The sequence below is a fragment of the Microlunatus panaciterrae genome (assembly GCF_016907535.1).
GTDB lineage: Bacteria > Actinomycetota > Actinomycetes > Propionibacteriales > Propionibacteriaceae > Microlunatus > Microlunatus panaciterrae.
This window is the reverse complement of record NZ_JAFBCF010000001.1, coordinates 2,198,579-2,215,225: the sequence shown is the minus strand read 5'-3', so window position 1 is coordinate 2,215,225 and position 16,647 is coordinate 2,198,579. Positions and strand designations below refer to the sequence as shown.

Sequence of the window (16,647 nt, the reverse complement as noted above, 5' to 3'; positions counted from 1 at the left end):
TCACCGGCTGACGGGCTCGGTCGCCTCCAGCAGGTTGAGCTCGTCGCGTCGGGGCAGGCCCTCCCAGTCGCCGGTCACCAGACAGGCGAAGGCGCCTACCCGGACCGCGGTGTCCAACCGGGCGGCCGGTCCCAGACCGGCCAGCAGCTCGGCGACGTAGCCGGCCACGAAGGCGTCCCCGGCACCGACGGTGTCGACCGCGCGGATCGGCACCGCCGGACGCTGATGACAGACCCCGTCGACCAGCGCCAGGGCCCCGTCCCGGCCCCGCTTGATCACCACCTCCGCCGGTCCGAGATCAGCGAGCCGCTGCGCCTGCAGGGACGCTTCGGCGGCACCGACCACCAGCGCTGCCTCGTCCTCGCCGGCGAAGACCACGTCGGCGCGCTCGACGAGCGAACGGAAGACGGCTGCCGCCTGCTCCGGTCCCCAGAGCTTCGCGCGGTAGTTGAGGTCGAACGACACCGTCACCCCCGCAGCGCTGGCGATCTCGACGGCGGCGAAGGTGGCCTCGGCCGCACTGGCCGACAGCCCGGGGGTGATGCCGGTGACGTGCAGCAGCCGCGACCCGCTGACGACGTCGACGGGGATGTCGGCCGGCGACAGGCGTGACCCGGCGCTGCCTGCGCGGTAGTACCAGACCCTGAGCAACTCGTCGGTGCGTCGTTCCTTGATCATCAGGCCGGTCGGCGCCTGCTCGTCGCGGGCGCACACCACCCGGACGCCCTCGGCCCCGATCTCCCGCAGCACCAGGTCGCCGAAGCTGTCGTGCCCGACCCGGCCGACCCAGGTGACCGACGTCCCCAGCCGGGCCAGCGCGATGGCGAAGTTGGACTCGGCCCCGCCGATGCCGAGGCTCATGCCGCGCACATGCGCCAGTGGCCCGGGGGTGTCCGCCTTGATCAGGGCCATCGTCTCCCCGAAGGTCACCACCTCGGTCATGCCGCGGCCGCCTCGTCGACCACCCGGCGCACCTCGGCCGCGCGCGCCGTCAGCGCGGCCAGATCCCCACCGGCGAAGGCGTCCCCCAGCAGCGGGCCGCCCAGACTGACGGCCATCGCACCAGCCCGGATCCATTCGGCCGCGTTCGCGATGCTCACTCCGCCGGACGGGATGACCTCGATCTCGGGGAACGGTCCACGCAGCGCCGAGACGTAGCCACTGCCCACGGTGTTGGCCGGGAACACCTTGACCGCGGTGGCCCCGGCGGACCAGCCGGCGAAGAGCTCGGAGGGCGTCAGCCCGCCGGGGAAGACGGCCACCCCGCGCTCGACCGCCAGCCGGGTGACGGCATCGGCGGTGATCGGCGTCACCAGGAACTGGGCGCCGGCATCCAGCGCCGCCGCTGCCTGGTCCACGTCGGTCACCGTGCCGACCCCCAGCTCGACCGCGTCACCGAAGCGGCGCAGCAGGGCGGGCAGGTGCTCGATCGCCCCAGGTGTGGACAGGGTCAGCTCGATACTGAGCACCCCGCCCGCGCGAAGCGCGTCCACCACCGGTGCGTACTCGTCGGCGTTCCGCGCGCGCAGCACCGCCACCACCCTGGTCCGGGTCAGGGTCGCGCTCGCCGGCACGCGTGCGACATCAGTCATCCTTCTCTCCTTCGGTCGTCTTCATCCGTCGGTCGTCTTTCACCTGGCCAGCCAGCCCCCGTCGACGGGCAGCACCACGCCGTTGACGTACGCCGCGGCCTCCGAGCTGAGGAACACCACCGCACCGGCGAGGTCGTCCCCGGTCCCCCACCGGCCGGCCGGGATCCGGACGGTGAGCTGCTCCCGACGAACCGGGTCAGCGGCCAGGGCCTCGTTCATCTCCGTGTCGATGTAGCCGGGAGCAACGGCGTTGACGTTCACACCCCGACCGGCCCACTCGTTGCACAGCGCCTTGGTGATCTGGGTGACTGCCCCCTTGGAGGCGGCATACGCGGGGACCCGGATGCCGCCCTGGAAGCTCAGCAGCGAGGCCACGTTGACGATTCGGCCCCAGCCCCGCTCCAGCATCGGACGGCCGAACCCCTGGCAGAGCTGGAACACCGCCCGGGTGTTCACCGCGAGCACCCGGTCGAAGTCCTCGAGCGGGAAGTCTTCGGCGTCATGCCTGATCTGGGTGCCGGCGTTGTTGACCAGGATGTCGACCGGGCCCGGACGCAGCGCCTCCTCGATAGCCATCGCGACCGACGACTCGTCGGCGAGCTCGACCGGCACCCGGCGTACGGTCACGCCGCGCCACTCCGCCCTTTCCTCGAGGTGAGCCGCCAGCGGTCCGCGCTGCAGCCCGATCAGGTCCGCGCCGGCGTCGACCAGGCCGAGGGCGATACTCAGGCCGATCCCCCTGGAGGCGCCGGTCACCACCGCAGTTCGGCCGGAGAGGTCGAAGGGGCTGCCGGAGGGGGTCCTCATCGCCGCACCTGCGACGGCCTGGCGGGAAGTGACGGTCGGTGAGTCATTTGCGTCCGACCTTATCCCCGGCTGTCGCCGGCTCGGTAGGCTGATCGACGATGACCGCGACGGTGCACGTCCCGCCACCGGCCCCCGCAGCAACCGTCGACGTCCTCGTCATCGGAGGCGGCCAGGCCGGTCTCGCCGCCGCGTACTACCTGCGTCGCTCCGGACTGACCGCGGGCGCTGAGTACGTCGTGCTCGACGCGGCACCGGCCGCCGGCGGCGCCTGGCAGCACAACTGGCCCTCGCTGCGGCTGTTCTCCCCACCCGAGTACTCCTCGCTGCCCGGCTGGCCGATGCCGCCGTACCCGGAGGACGGCTACCCGCCCGCCAGTCACGTCGTCGACTACCTGACCAGGTATGAGCAGCGCTATGCGCTGCCGGTCCGCCGGCCGGTGCGGGTGCAGTCGGTGCGGCGGGCGGACGGCGACCCCCGCGGCCGCCTCGAGGTCGACACCCCGAGTGGCGCCTGGTCGGCCCGAGCCGTGATCAGTGCCACCGGCACCTGGGGCCGGCCGTTCCTGCCGCGCTATCCGGGGATGGAGCTGTTCGGCGGGCACCAGCTGCACAGCGCCGACTACGTCGGCCCCGACGGGTTCACCGGACGTCGGGTGGTCGTCGTCGGCGGTGGCAACACGGCCGCCCAGCTGCTTGCCGAGATCTCGCTGGTCGCCGACACCACCTGGGTCACGCTACGACCGCCACGGTTCCTGCCGGACGACGTGGACGGCCGGGTGTTGTTCGACGTGGCCACCGCGCGACGCCGGGCCCTCGACGCCGGCGGACCCGACACGGGCGGCGTCGCGGGTCTCGGTGACATCGTGATGGTCCCGACGGTGCGCGCCGCCCGGGATCGAGGGGACCTGGTGCCGCAGCCGATGTTCGAACGGATCACGCCGACCGGCGTTGTCTGGTCCGACGGTCGCGAGCAGCGGGCCGACGTGATCGTCTGGTGCACGGGCTTCCGGCCCGACCTGGCTCACCTGGTGCCGCTCGGTCTGCGCGGGCCTGACGGACGCATCCCGACCGTCGGCACCCGGGCGCGGGATGAGCCGCGTCTCCATCTGCTGGGCTACGGCGACTGGACCGGGCCGGCGTCGGCGACGCTGGTCGGGGTGGGACGGACCGCCCGGGCGGCGGTGGCCGATATCACCGCCCTGTTGTCCGGCGGCGAGGGTGGGATTCGAACCCACGGAGCGGTTTGAGCCGCTCGGGCGCTTTCAAGGCGCCTGCACTAGTCCACTATGCGACCTCGCCAACCCCCGCCGACTGACTGGGGCGTCCCGATCCTAGCGAACCCGCGCCACTCCCGGATCACTGTGGGGAGTTGTCGAGCGGCCGGGCGGATGTGGCACGCTTCAAGATGTGAAGGCCATCACCCTGCAGTCCCCCGGAGACCCATCGGTGCTGACGCTGACCGAGGTGCCGACGCCTGAGGCGGGCCCCGGAGAGATCCTGGTCAAGATCGTCGCCGCCGGGGTGAACAGGGCTGACCTGCTGCAGCGCCAGGGGCATTACCCGCCGCCGCCGGGTGCCTCTCCCCTGCTGGGGATGGAGTGTTCGGGAGTGATCGCCGCGACCGGTGCGGGGGTGACCGGCTGGGCCCCGGGCCAGCCGTGCGTCGCCCTGCTCGCCGGCGGCGGCTACGCCGAGTACGTGACCGTGCCCGCCGGCCAGGTGCTGCCACCGCCTGACGGGATCGACCTGGTCACGGCCGCGGGACTGATCGAGGTGGCCGCCACAGTGAGCTCGAACCTGTCCCTGGCACGACTGGTCAGCGGCGAGACGTTCCTGGTGCACGGTGGGTCCGGGGGCATCGGCTCGTTCGCCATCCAGTACGCCAGGTCGCTCGGCGCCCGGGTGATCGCCACCGCCGGCGCCGCCGACAAGCTGGACTACTGCCACTCGGTCGGGGCCGATCTGGCGGTGTCTTATCGGACCGACTGGGCGGCGCAGGCCTCCGAGTTCACCGCTGGAGCAGGTGTCGACGTGATCCTGGACAACATGGGCGCTTCCTATCTGGAGGCCAACGTCGGGCTGCTGGCCACCGGCGGGCGGCTGGTGGTCATCGGCCTGCAGGGCGGTCGTCGGGGAACGCTGGACCTGGGCACGCTGATGACGAAACGCGCCCAGGTGATGGCCACCACCCTGCGGTCGCGACCGGTGCCGGAGAAGACGGCCATCTGTTCCCAGGTGGCCGAGACGGTCTGGCCGTTGGTCTCCTCCGGAGCGATCCGACCGGCCCCGGAGACCCGGATCCCGCTGGCCGAGGCTGCCCGTGCCCACGCGCTGCTCGAATCGGGCGACAACCTCGGCAAGATCCTGCTCGTCACCGGGTGACCACCGCTTCCCAACCGGGTACCTAGGGCGGACCCGGTTGCCGTGACCAGACTCGGACCGTCAACGATGGACCCAGGACCGCAACGTCAACCCAGATCGACGTCAACGACAAGGAGCACGAACAGCAGCATGACTATCCCCAGCACCCCCGGAAGCGGCAACGACCTTAGGGTCGGCATCATCGGCTTCGGCATGCGGGCCGGTCTGTGGCGGCACGCCCACAAGCCCGGCCAGGGCTCGGTGGTCACCACCGTGTGTGACACCAGCGAACGCGGCCGGGCGGACGCCGCCAAGGCCCTCCCCGACGCCCGCATCACCGACAGCCTCGACGACCTGCTCGCCTCCGGTCTCGACGCCGTGCTGGTGGTGACCCCCGACCACCTGCACGCCCAGGTGGCGGTGCCAGCGCTGCGAGCCGGGATCCCGGTCTTCTGCGAGAAGCCCCTGGCCACCACGATCGAGGACTGTGACGAGGTGCTCCGGGTCGCCTACGAGACCGGCACCAGGCTCTATGTGGGGCACAACATGCGCCACATGCCGGTGGTCACCCAGATGCGCGACCTCATCACCAGCGGCCGGATCGGTGCCGTGAAGGCGATCTGGTGCCGCCACTTCGTCGGTCATGGTGGCGACTTCTACTTCAAGGACTGGCACGCCGACCGTCGCAACTCCACCAGCCTGCTGCTGCAGAAGGGCGCGCACGACCTGGACGTGATCCACTGGCTGGCCGCCGGCTACACCGAGCGCGTCTCGGCGATGGGATCGCTGGCCGTCTACGGCGACGTGACCGACCGTACCGATCGCAGCGACCAGCGGATGACGGAGTGGTACAGCCTCGACAACTGGCCGCCCGCGACGCAGACCGGGCTCAACCCGGTGGTCGACGTGGAGGACATCTCGATGATGACCATGCAACTCGACAACGGGGTGCTGGCCTCCTACCAGCAGTGCCACTTCACGCCGGACTACTGGCGCAACTACACCGTGATCGGTACGGCCGGCCGGATCGAGAATCAGGGCGACGGACCCGGCGAGCAGATCCACATCTGGGACCATCGGCACGCCGGCTGGGCCGAGCCGGACGAGATCATCACCATCGGCGGGGACGACGACGGCGGCCACGGCGGCGCCGACCCGCTGCTGATTGCGGAGTTCCTCCGGTTCGCGGCCGAGGGCGGCGCCACCCAGACCTCACCGATCGCCGCCCGCCAGGCCGTCGCCGCCGGGATCAAGGCCACCGAGTCGCTGCGCGGCAACGGATCGGCCCTGGACATCCCCCCGCTTGAAGAGGACCTGGTGGCCTACTTCGAGGCCGGCCAGCCCGTCCGTACGTCCTAGCCGACGCCGGGACCCCGACCGGAGTGGTCGGGGTCTCAGCTGGTCCAGGCCCGCCAGAGGCTGGCGTACTCGCCGTCGGCCGCCACCAGCTCGTCGTGGCTGCCGAGCTCGGCGATCCGGCCGTCGATCACGACCGCGATCCGGTCGGCATCGTGCGCCGTGTGCAACCGGTGGGCGATGGCCACAACAGCCCGGCCCTCGAGCAGGGCCGCCATCGAGCCCTCCAGATGGCGCGCAGTCCGGGGGTCGATCAGCGAGGTCGCCTCATCCAGCACCAGGGTGTGCGGGTCGGCCACCACCAACCGGGCCAGTGCCACCTGCTGGGCCTGAGCCGGGGTGAGCGAGGTGTTGCCCGAGCCGAGCAGGGTGTCAAGCCCGTTGGGCAGCCTGCTCACCCACTCCCAGGCATCGACGGCCTGCAGCGCGGCCACCACGGTCTCGTCGGCCGACGACTCCCGGGCGAGCACGATGTTGTCCCGGACGGTACCCACGAAGACGTGGTGCTCCTGGGTCACCAGCGCCACCTGGGTCCGCAGCAGGTCCAACGGCAGCTCGGTGACCTCCACCCCGCCGACGGTGACCGAACCGGTCCGGGGCGGGTTGATGCCGGACAGCAGCCGACCCAGGGTCGACTTGCCGGAACCGCTCGGGCCGACGATCGCGAGCCGTTCGCCGGGCTGCAGGGTCAGGTCGACCCCATGCAGCACATCATGTCCCTCGCGGTAGGCGAACCGCAGATCGCGGCCCTCCAGGTTGACCCCGTCCGGCCGGCCGTCACCAGGCTGGCGGTCCTGCGGAACGGCGGCGATGCCGAGCAACCGGGTGGTGGAGGCGATCCCGACCTGAAGCCGGTCGACGTTGGCGATCAGCCGGTCGAGCGGTTCCACCACCGCCTGGATGTAGATCGTCGCCGCGGTGATCTGCCCCAGCGTCACCCAGCCCTCGGCATAGCCGATACCACCCAGCAGCAGGGTCAGCACCAGCGGTGAGTTGTAGGCGAAGTCGAGCACGCCGAACAGCAGGTTCCGCAGCGACATCGTGTAGCGCTCCGCCTGTGCGGACAGCTCGATGTCGTCGTCACCAATGGCGATCCGGCGCTGCTGCAGGTTGAGCGCCTCCACGGTGCGGGCGCCCTCGACCGTCTCCGTCAGAGTGGTGTTGATCGTCGAATAGCTGCCGCCCTCGGTGATGTAGCCCTGCGGAGCCCGCTTCAGGTAGCGCCGGACCGACACCACCAGCAGCGGCGCGGACACCAGCAGGGGCAACGCCAGCAGCGGCGAGTTCAAGATCATCGCCAGCACCGTCAGCACGGTCGTCACCGCGGCGATCACCGCCTCCGGCAACGCATACCGCACACTCTCGCTCATGGTGCCGACGTCGCGTGTCACCCGGGTCACCAGGTCACCCGAGCTGGCGCTCTCCACCCGCCCGAGCGGCAGGCTGAGCACCGTACGGACGATGTACTCGCGGGCAGCGGCGAGCAGGTCCTGGCCGAACACCGACGAGGTCCAGCGAGCCAGGAAGGTGAGCAGAGCCTGCGTCACCACCACAGCGGCGACGGCGAGGGTCAACCCGTTCAGGGTGTCGGCCAACGAGCCGCCCGAGGTGGCAAGGTCGACCAGGGACCCCAGAATGCGCGGCACCACCAGACCGGCCACCGCCGCGAGCGCGTTCAACAGCAGCAGAGCCGTGATCAGCTTCTTGCGGGTGGCGATCAGACCACCGACGAAGGTGGCCACGGCACCGCTGCCCGCCACCGGCAGGCCGCGCTCAGGCGTACGCGACGAGGAGTAGTAGTCACGGGCCCGCTGCTCACGCAGCAGGTGCCGCCGCCGCCAGGCCGCCAGCCGGGCAGGGACGGAGCCCTGGGTCGGCGGCCGCAGCTCTGCCGGGACCCGGGACGCGGGGACCGGCTCGGCGCTCCAGGTCTCGGCGGAGCCGGGCAGCCGGGTATCCACCGCCATCGCTCCGGGTCCGCTAGACATCGATCTCCTCCATGTTCCGCGCGACCACCCTGCGGTAGTCGCGGTTGTTGCGCAGCAGGTCCTCGTGCCGGCCCTGGGCCACGACGTGGCCGTCCTGCAGGAAGGCCACGTCGTCGGCGTAATGCAGCAGCAGCGGGGAGACGCTCATCACGATCGTTGTCCGTCCCCGTCGGTGCGCCGCCAGCCGTTCGGCGATCATGGCCTCGGTGTGGGCGTCGACGGCCGAGGTCGGCTCCACCAGGACCAGGATCTCCGGGTCCGTGGCGAGCGCCCGGGCCAGCACCAGACGCTGCCGCTGGCCACCCGACAGGCCCCGACCGCGTTCGTCGATCCGACCCTGCCAGCCACCCGGCATGGCCTCGAAGACGTCCTCCGCGGCCGCGACGTGCAGGACCTGCTCGGCCTGGCTGCGGGTCAGCACCTGGTGCGGGTCGAGCGCAGACTGCAACGTGCCGGCGAACACCAGGCTGGCCGTGTCACTGACCATGATGTGGCGGCGGACGTCGGCCATCGTCGCCTCGGCGAGATCGACGTCGCCGACCCGTACGCCCCATCGGCCGTGGGCGATCTCCAAGTCGCGGGCAGCGCGGCGGGCGCGGGCCTGCTGACGCTCGGCCCGGGCCTGGCGCGCCGCCCGGCCCTTGATGCCCTCGTCCAGCTCGGCGCTGACGGGGTCGGTGTCCGCCGGCAGGTAGCGGCCCAGCCGGTCGGCCAGCGCAGCCGAGTCGTCGGGGAGCGCCGACACCACCAGGGTCAGCCGACCCGGCGACGCGGCGAAGCCCGACTTCTCGTCCACGATCGGCGCCGCCAACGGCAACGGCTTCGGTTCGCGCTCCTCGCGCCACGGCGGCTGGTGCTCCATCACTGCGATGGTCTTGTGAGCCGAGACCAGGCAACGCACCCACTTCTGGGCCAGCTCGAAGAAGGTCTGGATCGGCCACACCATGAATAGTGCGTACCCGAAGAAGCTGATCAGCTGCCCGACGGTGAGAGTGCCGGCGATCACCTGACGGGCTCCCAGCCAGGTCAGAGCGACCAGGAACAGGCCGGAGAACAACACTCCGATGGCATCCACCAGGGCCTGCCAGGTCCCAGCGGAGACGCCTGCGTGACGCACCTTCTGGGACTGGTCGGCGTAGTTGCGACCGAAGGTGTGCTCACCACCGATGCCGCGGAGGATCCGCAGCCCGGCGACGATGTCGGTGGCCATCGAGGTCAGGTCCGCCGAGCGGGTCCGCTCGGTGGCCTGGCGACGTTGCAGCGGCTTGAGCAGCGGCATCGCCAGCCCGACCAGGATCGGGGCGGCGACCAGCACCACCAACCCGAGCTGGACCGACGTGCTGAGCACGATGGCCGCCACCAGCAGATAGGCCATCAGCGCGGCGGCGGCCCGCGACAGGCACTCCATCAGCGCACCGAACTGGTCGGAGTCGCCGGAGGAGACACTCAAGATCTCGCCGGTCGGCGCCCGCTGCGGCATCACATGCCCCATCTGGGTGGTCTTCCGGGTGACCAGCTTGGTCGTGCGGTACAGCGCGATCAGCCAGCTACGGACCGCGAAGGTGTGCATCACGATGCCGAAGACCCCGCCGACCAGGACGATCAACAGCAGCAGCAGGCACCACTTCAGCAGCGCCTCGGTCGACCCTCCGGTGATGCCCTGATCGACCGCTCGGCCGACCAGGAACGGGCCGACCGATCCGGGCAGGAACCACAGGATGCCGACGAAGGCGCCGGTGATCACGACATCGGCCTGCTGGCGCACCATCCAGACCAGGTAGCGCGCCGGAGAACGGGTGTCAGGGAGGCTGGGGCCGGGTATGGCAGGGCCGCCGCCGGGCGCAGCCGTAGCCGCGGATCGGAAGCGCTGAGGGAATTCCGGAACCACCGGAGGGAAGTCATGCATCAGACTGATAACTGTATGGGCTTTCTTTGTTTCGGCTCCACTCGTTTTCTCCTACGGTTGACCCGTGCAGAACTCGTCCGGGGGCTATCCCCCGCCTCCGCCGCCGCAGGGCACTCCCAGCGGCTCCTGGCCGACGGCCGCTGTGGTGCCCCAGCACCCGTACCCGTCGGCGCCACGTCGCAAGGCCAGGAAGGTCGGTGCCCCGCTGGCGTTGATCATCATCGCGGCGGTCCTGGTGACGGGCCTGGTCGCCTTGGCGACGGCCCAGAACATGGTCTTCTTCGCCATCGGCCTGATCCCCGCCGTGCTCGGTGCCGGACTGGTGATCGGGGCCTACCTGTGGATCGACCGCTGGGAGCCGGAGCCGCCTCGGCTGCTGATCTTCGCGTTCGTGTGGGGCGGCGGGTTCACCGTGGTCTGGGCGCTCATCATCGGGCAGATCCTGTCCGCGGTGGGCTTTCTCAACGGCCCGTTCAGCAGCATCGCCATCCAGGCACCGCTGGTCGAGGAGTTCGGCAAGGGTATGTTCCTGTGGCTGATGCTCACCGGTCTCCGGCGCAAGGAGCTCAACACCCTGACCGACTGCCTGGTGTACGCCGGCATGGTCGGGATCGGCTTCGCCTTCGTCGAGGACCTGCTCTACTTCACCAGCCAGCACTCGCTCGGCGGGGCCATTCTCACCATCGTGATCCGGCTGGCGCTGGGCGTCTTCGCCCACCCCCTGTTCACCTCCATGACGGCGATCGGTGTCTTCCTCTCGCTGCGGCAGAAGTCGGCGGTGGGCAGGTTCGGCTGCCTGCTGCTCGGCTACCTCGGCGCCGTCCTGCTGCACGGCCTCTGGAACGGGTCCACCGCACTGGGTCTGCAGGGTTACCTGATCACCTATGGCGTGGTCATGGTGCCGGTGTTCGTCGGCGCCGTCCTGCTCGCCCGGCGTAGCCGTAGACGGGAGGGCGAGATCGTCCTGGCCCAGCTGCCCGCCATGGTGCAGGCACGGCTGGTGGCCCCGCAGGAGGCCGGCTGGCTTTCCTCGCTCGGCAGCCGAAAGCTCCGATTGCAGGCGGCGAAGAGCGCCGGCGGCAAGGACGGAGCCCGACAGATCGCCCAGTTTGCCGATGCGGTCACCGAGCTGGCCTTCGTCCGCGACCGGCTGGACCACGGGCTGGCGACACCGGCGCTGCTGCAGCAGCACGACGCCCTCGTCCAGACCATCCAGCTCGAACGGGCCCAGGTCGCGCCCCAGCTCAACCAGCTCAGCGCCCAGTCGAGCCCGGTGACCGGAGCTCCGATGCAGCCGACCGATCCGCTGGCCACCTACAACCCGATCCCCGGCGGACCCTGACCACGGTAGCCACCGGTCACTGGCTGCCCCGTCACTAGTATCGGGACCATGACCAGTGAGCAGAACGCACCGGAGAACGAGCAGCCCCAGGGGATCGCGGGAGCGACCGATGACGGCAGGGTCTATGTCGTGACTCCGAACGCGATGGCGGTGGAGGGCCCTCCGGCGGAGGAGTCCGAAGGTGAGGTGGAGGACGGCGCGACCGCGACCTCCGTCACCGACCTGGTCGAACAGCCGGCGAAGGTGATGCGGATCGGCAACATGATCCGTCAGCTGCTGGAGGAGGTGAAGGCGGCACCGCTGGACGACGCGAGCCGGCAACGGCTGCGCGATATCCATTCCGCCTCGATAGCCGAGCTCAAGGACGGTCTGGCCCCGGAGCTGGTCGAGGAGCTGGAGCGGCTGTCGCTCCCGTTCGGCGAAGACGCCACGCCGACCGATGCCGAGCTCCGGATCGCCCAGGCCCAGCTGGTCGGCTGGCTGGAGGGGCTCTTCCACGGCATCCAGACCGCGCTCTTCGCGCAGCAGATGGCCGCCCGTGCCCAGCTCGAGCAGATGCGGCGCGCTCTGCCGCCGGGGGTGATGCCGCCCGGTCAGCAGCTTCCGCATCGGGACGGCAGTGACGGGATGTACCTGTAGCAGGACTGTCCCTGGAGGTGGGGCGGCTGGCGCGGAATCCGGCGCGGCACGGAACCGACCGTGCCACGACATCGTCGTATGCGAGGCCTGTTGACACAACGAGACCTTGGAGACCGCGATGCGAGCAACCCAGACAACGACCAGTGCACCCGTCACCGGATGTGTGGAGTTTGCCTCCCTGTTCCAGGACCCCTTCCTGGAGGAACCCCCGAACACGAGCGCGAGCGCTCCGGACCGCCGTCGCCACCAGCTGCTGACCCAGCGCGCCGAGAGCCTGTGTCACGCCTGCCCGCTGCAGCGCGAGTGCCTCTACGACGCCGTCGTCAAGAATGACGTGTCCGGCTACGTCGCCGGCACCACCCGCAAGGAGCGGATGCAGATGCGCCGCCTGCTGGAGGTCACCGTCGAGCCGGAGGACTTCGACACCCTGGCCGGTGTCACTGGCCGGCACCGTCAGGTTGATCATGACGAGGTCGTTCGACTGCGCAACGCCAACCCGCACGAGAGCCTGGAGATGTTGGCCCAGCGGATGGGTTGCTCGCTGTCAACGGTGAAGCGGCATCTGCGCAAGGCCCGCAGGACCGTCGACGTGACGCCGATCCGCAGGTCCACACCACCGAGCCTGGCGCGGGTGATGGCCGCCTTCCGCACCGTCACCCGGACGCCATCACCGGCACGGCGGGCAGCCTGAGGCCATACTGGAGATGGGCGCCCACCCAGCTGCCGCCCTGGCGTTGGGTGGACGTTCCTGGACCGGGGACTGTGTCGGCGCCGGTTCAGAACCAGCGCAGCAATTCCTTCACCGTGCCTCCCAGGTCGAACCGGTCGGTGACGCTGTCGGCGGCTTCCTTCACCTCCGGCGGGGCGTCACCGATGGCGACCCCGCGGCCGGCCCAGGTGAGCATCTCGATGTCGTTGCGGCCATCGCCCAGCGCCAGCACCTCGGTCTGGTCCACCCCGAGGTCGGCCGCGATGTCGGCCAGGGCGGTCGCCTTGTTCACACCGTCAGGGGCGATGTCGATCCAGGCGCTGTAGCCGACGAAGTAGGTCACCCCGTGCAGGCCCAGATGGTCGGCCAGGGAGACGAAGTCCTCGTCTGAGCGGTTCGGGTCGCGCAGGATCACCCTGGTCACCGGCCTGGCACCGAGCTCCTGCAGATCCTCGATCACCAGCTCGCCGGTGAGGTCTCCGGGTGGGAAGTGGTCGGACAGGCGGTAGCCACGACCGACCTCCTCCACCGCCACCAGGGTGTCGGGGGCGAACTCCATCACCCGTCGGATCACGTCGGCGGGGTCGAAAGTGATCGCCCGGGTGATCTCCTGCGGCGGGTAGCTCACCGTCACGGCGCCGTTGGACGAGATGGCCGGACCCCCGGGCAGTCTCAGGTGGTCGAACACGGGTTGGGTGCCGTGCCAGGCCCGCCCGGTAGCCAGTACGACGTGAACGCCGGCCTCGACCACCCGTTGGACCGCGTCGAAGACGGCCTCGGGCATCCGGCCGGCATGGTCGACGACCGTGCCGTCGATGTCCAAGGCGACGAGCTTCGGCCGCCAGCTCATGCGTCGGGCGTGAGGAACTTGCGACCGCCGAGGTAGGGCCGCAGCACCTCCGGGATCCGGACCGACCCGTCGGCCTGCTGGTGGTTCTCCAGGATCATCACAATGGAGCGGGCGATGGCGCACAGGGTGCCGTTCAGGGTGGCGACCGGAGCTGTGCCGCCCGCGAACCGGCCCCGGATGTTCAGCCGCCGGGCCTGGAACTCGGTGCAGTTCGAGGTCGACGTGATCTCGCGGTAGCGGCCCTGCGTCGGCAACCAGCCATAGCAGTCGAACTTGCGGGCCGCGCTCAGGCCGAGGTCAGCGCTGGCGACGTCGAGGACCTGGAACGGGATGTCCAGCGCGGAAATGAACTCCTTCTCCCACTGGAGCAGTCGCTGGTGCTCGGCGTCGGCTTCGGCAGGGTCACAGAACACGAACATCTCGACCTTGTCGAACCAGTGCACCCGGAAGATGCCTTTGGTGTCCTTGCCGTGCGAGCCCGCTTCGCGACGGTAGCTCGGGCTGTAGCCGGCGTAACGCAGCGGCAAAGTGGTCACGTCCAGGATCTCGTCGCTGTGATAGGCGGCCAGCGGCACCTCCGCCGTACCCACCAGGTACATGTCGTCGTTGGGCAGGTAGTAGACGTCCTGCGCCGCCTGACCGAGGAAGCCGGTGCCCTCCATCGCCCGCGCCTTCACCAGGGCGGGTGGGATCATCGGGCGGAAACCGTTCCCGATCGCCTGCGCCATGGCGAAGTTGATCAGGGCGAGCTCAAGCTCCGCCCCTTGGCCGGTCAGGTAGTAGAAGCGCGACCCGGACACCTTGGCGCCCCGCTCCATGTCGATGGCGCCCAGCCCGCGGCCGATCTCGAGATGGTCCCGCGGCTCGAAGCCCTCGGCTGCGAAGTCGCGGGGCTCCCCGTGCGTCTCCAGCACGGTGAAGTCGTCCTCGCCGCCGATCGGCGCGGCCGGGTCGACCAGATTGGCGATCTGCGCGACCAGTCCGTCGAAGGCGGCGCTGGCCTCGGTCTGGGCCGCCTCGGCCGCCTTCACCGCCGCAGCCAGGTCACGCGTCTGGGCGAGCAGCTCGGCCTTCTCCTCCCCCTGCGCCCGCGACACGAGCTTGCCCAGCTCCTTCTGCTCGGCACGCAGGCGCTCGTAGTCGGCGATCGCGGTCCGCCTGGTCTCGTCGGCCACCACCGCCTCATCGACGAGGGACTCCGACTCGCCACGCGCCCGTTGGGAGGCACGGATACGGTCGGGGTCCTGGCGGAGCAGCTTGGCATCGATCACCCGGCCAGCCTATCGAGACGGTAAACACCGAGCACACCGATTACCGCCCGTCCGACACGGCCGCCGCAGCAGCAGACAGGACGCCCCACTGGTCGATGGGATGATGGAGCCACTATGGCCCGGAAACCACCATCGCTGTTCGCTGTCGCGATCACCTCAGGGGCCATCGTCATCTTCGTCGCCTGGACCCTGATGTTCCTCTTCGTCCCCCGACTGGAGCGATCCGACCTCGCCGACGTGGCGGCGCCACTGGATCCGGCCTCCGGCCCGGCGCAGCTGGCTGCCGCGTTCGCACTGCTGACCTGGCCCGGGGTGGTGTACGCAGGGATGTTGGGGATCGCGCTGTGGGCGATCCGGCATCGACTGCGGAACCTGAGCGCCGCTCTGGTACTGGCTGTGGTGATCGGCTGGGGCGGCGAGATCGGGGTGAAGCTGCTCGTCCGCCGGGATCGACCCGCGCAGGCCCTGGACCTGCTCACCGCCTACGGCTACTCGTACCCGTCGGGTCATCTGGTGGCCATGGTCGCCTTCGTGATCCTGATGGGGGCCACTTTGACGGTCACCCGGCAGAGCCGGCAGGTCCGGCTCGGCTGGGCGTTCGGCGGTTCGGCGATCGTGCTCGCCGTCGGCTTCGACCGCTGGCTGCTGTCGGCGAACTACGTCTCCGACCTGGTCGGCGGTGTCCTGTTCGGCGTCATCGCCGCCTCCCTGGCGCTGATCGCGGCCGACGTCCGTGTCATCCCGCAGTTCATCATCAGCGCCTCGTCCCTGACCAGGGTGCAGCCGCCGGCGCCGGCCGACAGCGGCCAACCATTGCGCTGCGCCGTCATCTACAACCCGGTCAAGGTCACCGACTGGGCCACCTTCCGACGCCATGTCGAATACGAGCTGCGTACCCGCGGGTGGGAGCGCCCGCTCTGGTTGGAGACGACCCAGGACGACCCGGGCCGCGAGATGACGGCCCGTGCGGTGGCGGAGCGGGTAGACCTGGTGCTGGCGGCCGGTGGCGACGGGACCATCCGGGTCGTCTGTTCCGGTCTGGCGGACAGCGGCATCCCGTTCGGCCTGATCCCAGCCGGCACCGGCAACCTGCTGGCCAAGAATGTGGGCATCCCGCTCGACGAGCGGGAGGCGCTCCGGGTCGCGTTCGAAGGGGTCGACCGGCCGATCGACGTGGTCAGGATCGTCGCCGACGACAACGAGGACCAGGCGGACCACTTCATGGTGATGGCCGGCATCGGCATCGACGCGGTGATCATGCAGTCCACCAACACCGAGCTGAAGCGTGCCGTCGGATCGGCGGCCTACTTCGTCGCGGCGGCCCGCAACGCGAACCATCCCGCCCTGCACACCACCATCCAGGTCGACGACCAACCCGTGATCCGCCGCCGGGCCCACGTCCTGGTGATCGGCAACGTCGGTTTCCTGCAGGCCAACATCCCGCTGATCCCGGACGCCAAGCCCGACGACGGCCTGCTGGACGTGCTGGTCGCGTCCCCGCGCGGTCTGCTGGACTGGCTCCGGCTGATCGCCCGGGTGCTGACCCGGCAGCGCCGGACCGACAACCAGCTGGACCGGCTCACCGGCCGCAAGGTCACCATCCGGGTCCAGGAGGGCGACCAGTACCAGCTGGATGGGGACACCGTCGGCCACGCCCACAAGCTCACCGCCGAAGTCCTCCCCGGCGGTCTCATCATCCGTTCCCCCCGCTGACAGGTGGCCCTTCGGCGCAAGAAATCGGCCAGTCATCGGTCTCGGGCGACAACGCTCAGCCTTGTGGCGGTGCACCATCCCCGATGAGTGGTCGATTCCTTGCAGGTCCACCC

Annotated in this window: 14 protein-coding genes and 1 tRNA gene; 7 read left to right on the top strand and 8 right to left on the bottom strand. The window is 70.2% G+C overall.

The annotated features are described in order from the left end of the window. From JOE57_RS09995 to JOE57_RS09985, 3 genes are read right to left on the bottom strand one after another with little or no spacing between them, the layout of a single operon-like run. Window positions 1-942 carry a sugar kinase gene (locus JOE57_RS09995; RefSeq protein ID WP_204917599.1) on the bottom strand — a complete coding sequence of 314 codons (942 nt, stop codon included), beginning with the start codon at window positions 940-942 and terminating at the stop codon, window positions 1-3. After that, window positions 939-1,592: a bifunctional 4-hydroxy-2-oxoglutarate aldolase/2-dehydro-3-deoxy-phosphogluconate aldolase gene (locus tag JOE57_RS09990; RefSeq protein WP_204917597.1), complete on the bottom strand. Its 654-nt coding sequence runs from the start codon at window positions 1,590-1,592 to the stop codon at window positions 939-941. Before JOE57_RS09990 ends, JOE57_RS09995 begins: the two co-directional genes overlap by 4 nt. Window positions 1,593-1,631: 39 nt before the next feature. Then, entirely contained in the window at window positions 1,632-2,399 is a 768-nt protein-coding gene (locus JOE57_RS09985; RefSeq protein WP_204917595.1) for an SDR family oxidoreductase, read from the bottom strand. Between the two features lie 98 nt (window positions 2,400-2,497). Here JOE57_RS09985 and JOE57_RS09980 point away from each other — a divergent pair, with 98 nt between their 5' ends. Further along, complete coding sequence (locus tag JOE57_RS09980) at window positions 2,498-3,646, top strand: ArsO family NAD(P)H-dependent flavin-containing monooxygenase (RefSeq protein ID WP_204917593.1); 1,149 nt, start codon at window positions 2,498-2,500, stop codon at window positions 3,644-3,646. Here JOE57_RS09980 and JOE57_RS09975 read toward each other — a convergent pair. Then, a tRNA-Ser gene (locus JOE57_RS09975) sits at window positions 3,610-3,698 on the bottom strand. The genes JOE57_RS09980 and JOE57_RS09975 overlap by 37 nt on opposite strands. Window positions 3,699-3,806: 108 nt before the next feature. On the opposite strand from JOE57_RS09975, the gene JOE57_RS09970 reads away from it, so the two are divergent. Both JOE57_RS09970 and JOE57_RS09965 read left to right on the top strand, forming a co-directional pair. After that, the gene (locus JOE57_RS09970; protein ID WP_204917591.1) at window positions 3,807-4,781 is read left to right on the top strand and encodes a zinc-binding dehydrogenase; all 975 of its coding nucleotides are present in this window, start codon (window positions 3,807-3,809) and stop codon (window positions 4,779-4,781) included. A gap of 129 nt (window positions 4,782-4,910) precedes the next feature. Next, window positions 4,911-6,119 carry a Gfo/Idh/MocA family protein gene (locus tag JOE57_RS09965; RefSeq protein WP_204917589.1) on the top strand — a complete coding sequence of 403 codons (1,209 nt, stop codon included), beginning with the start codon at window positions 4,911-4,913 and terminating at the stop codon, window positions 6,117-6,119. Between the two features lie 35 nt (window positions 6,120-6,154). Here the strand turns inward: JOE57_RS09965 and JOE57_RS09960 are convergent, their stop codons facing one another. Then, window positions 6,155-8,104: an ABC transporter ATP-binding protein gene (locus JOE57_RS09960; protein ID WP_239578910.1), complete on the bottom strand. Its 1,950-nt coding sequence runs from the start codon at window positions 8,102-8,104 to the stop codon at window positions 6,155-6,157. Next, a complete protein-coding gene (locus JOE57_RS09955; protein WP_239578909.1) occupies window positions 8,097-9,872 on the bottom strand; it encodes an ABC transporter transmembrane domain-containing protein in 1,776 nt (591 codons plus the stop codon). The genes JOE57_RS09960 and JOE57_RS09955 overlap by 8 nt, the downstream gene beginning before the upstream one ends. A 202-nt stretch (window positions 9,873-10,074) precedes the next feature. On the opposite strand from JOE57_RS09955, the gene JOE57_RS09950 reads away from it, so the two are divergent. From JOE57_RS09950 to JOE57_RS09940, 3 genes are all read left to right on the top strand, one after another. Beyond that, window positions 10,075-11,352 carry a PrsW family glutamic-type intramembrane protease gene (locus JOE57_RS09950; protein ID WP_204917585.1) on the top strand — a complete coding sequence of 426 codons (1,278 nt, stop codon included), beginning with the start codon at window positions 10,075-10,077 and terminating at the stop codon, window positions 11,350-11,352. A 48-nt stretch (window positions 11,353-11,400) separates the two neighbouring features. Continuing rightward, entirely contained in the window at window positions 11,401-11,991 is a 591-nt protein-coding gene (locus JOE57_RS09945; protein ID WP_239578908.1) for a bacterial proteasome activator family protein, read from the top strand. Between the two features lie 118 nt (window positions 11,992-12,109). Further along, window positions 12,110-12,682: a WhiB family transcriptional regulator gene (locus JOE57_RS09940; RefSeq protein ID WP_204917583.1), complete on the top strand. Its 573-nt coding sequence runs from the start codon at window positions 12,110-12,112 to the stop codon at window positions 12,680-12,682. A gap of 85 nt (window positions 12,683-12,767) precedes the next feature. Here JOE57_RS09940 and JOE57_RS09935 read toward each other — a convergent pair whose 3' ends face one another. Both JOE57_RS09935 and serS read right to left on the bottom strand, forming a co-directional pair. Then, complete coding sequence (locus JOE57_RS09935; RefSeq protein ID WP_204917582.1) at window positions 12,768-13,550, bottom strand: HAD family hydrolase; 783 nt, start codon at window positions 13,548-13,550, stop codon at window positions 12,768-12,770. Beyond that, complete coding sequence (gene serS, locus JOE57_RS09930) at window positions 13,547-14,821, bottom strand: serine--tRNA ligase (RefSeq protein WP_204917580.1); 1,275 nt, start codon at window positions 14,819-14,821, stop codon at window positions 13,547-13,549. Before serS ends, JOE57_RS09935 begins: the two co-directional genes overlap by 4 nt. Window positions 14,822-14,935: 114 nt before the next feature. On the opposite strand from serS, the gene JOE57_RS09925 reads away from it, so the two are divergent. Continuing rightward, a complete protein-coding gene (locus JOE57_RS09925) occupies window positions 14,936-16,534 on the top strand; it encodes a bifunctional phosphatase PAP2/diacylglycerol kinase family protein (RefSeq protein WP_204917578.1) in 1,599 nt (532 codons plus the stop codon). The last annotated feature ends 113 nt before the right edge of the window (window positions 16,535-16,647 follow it).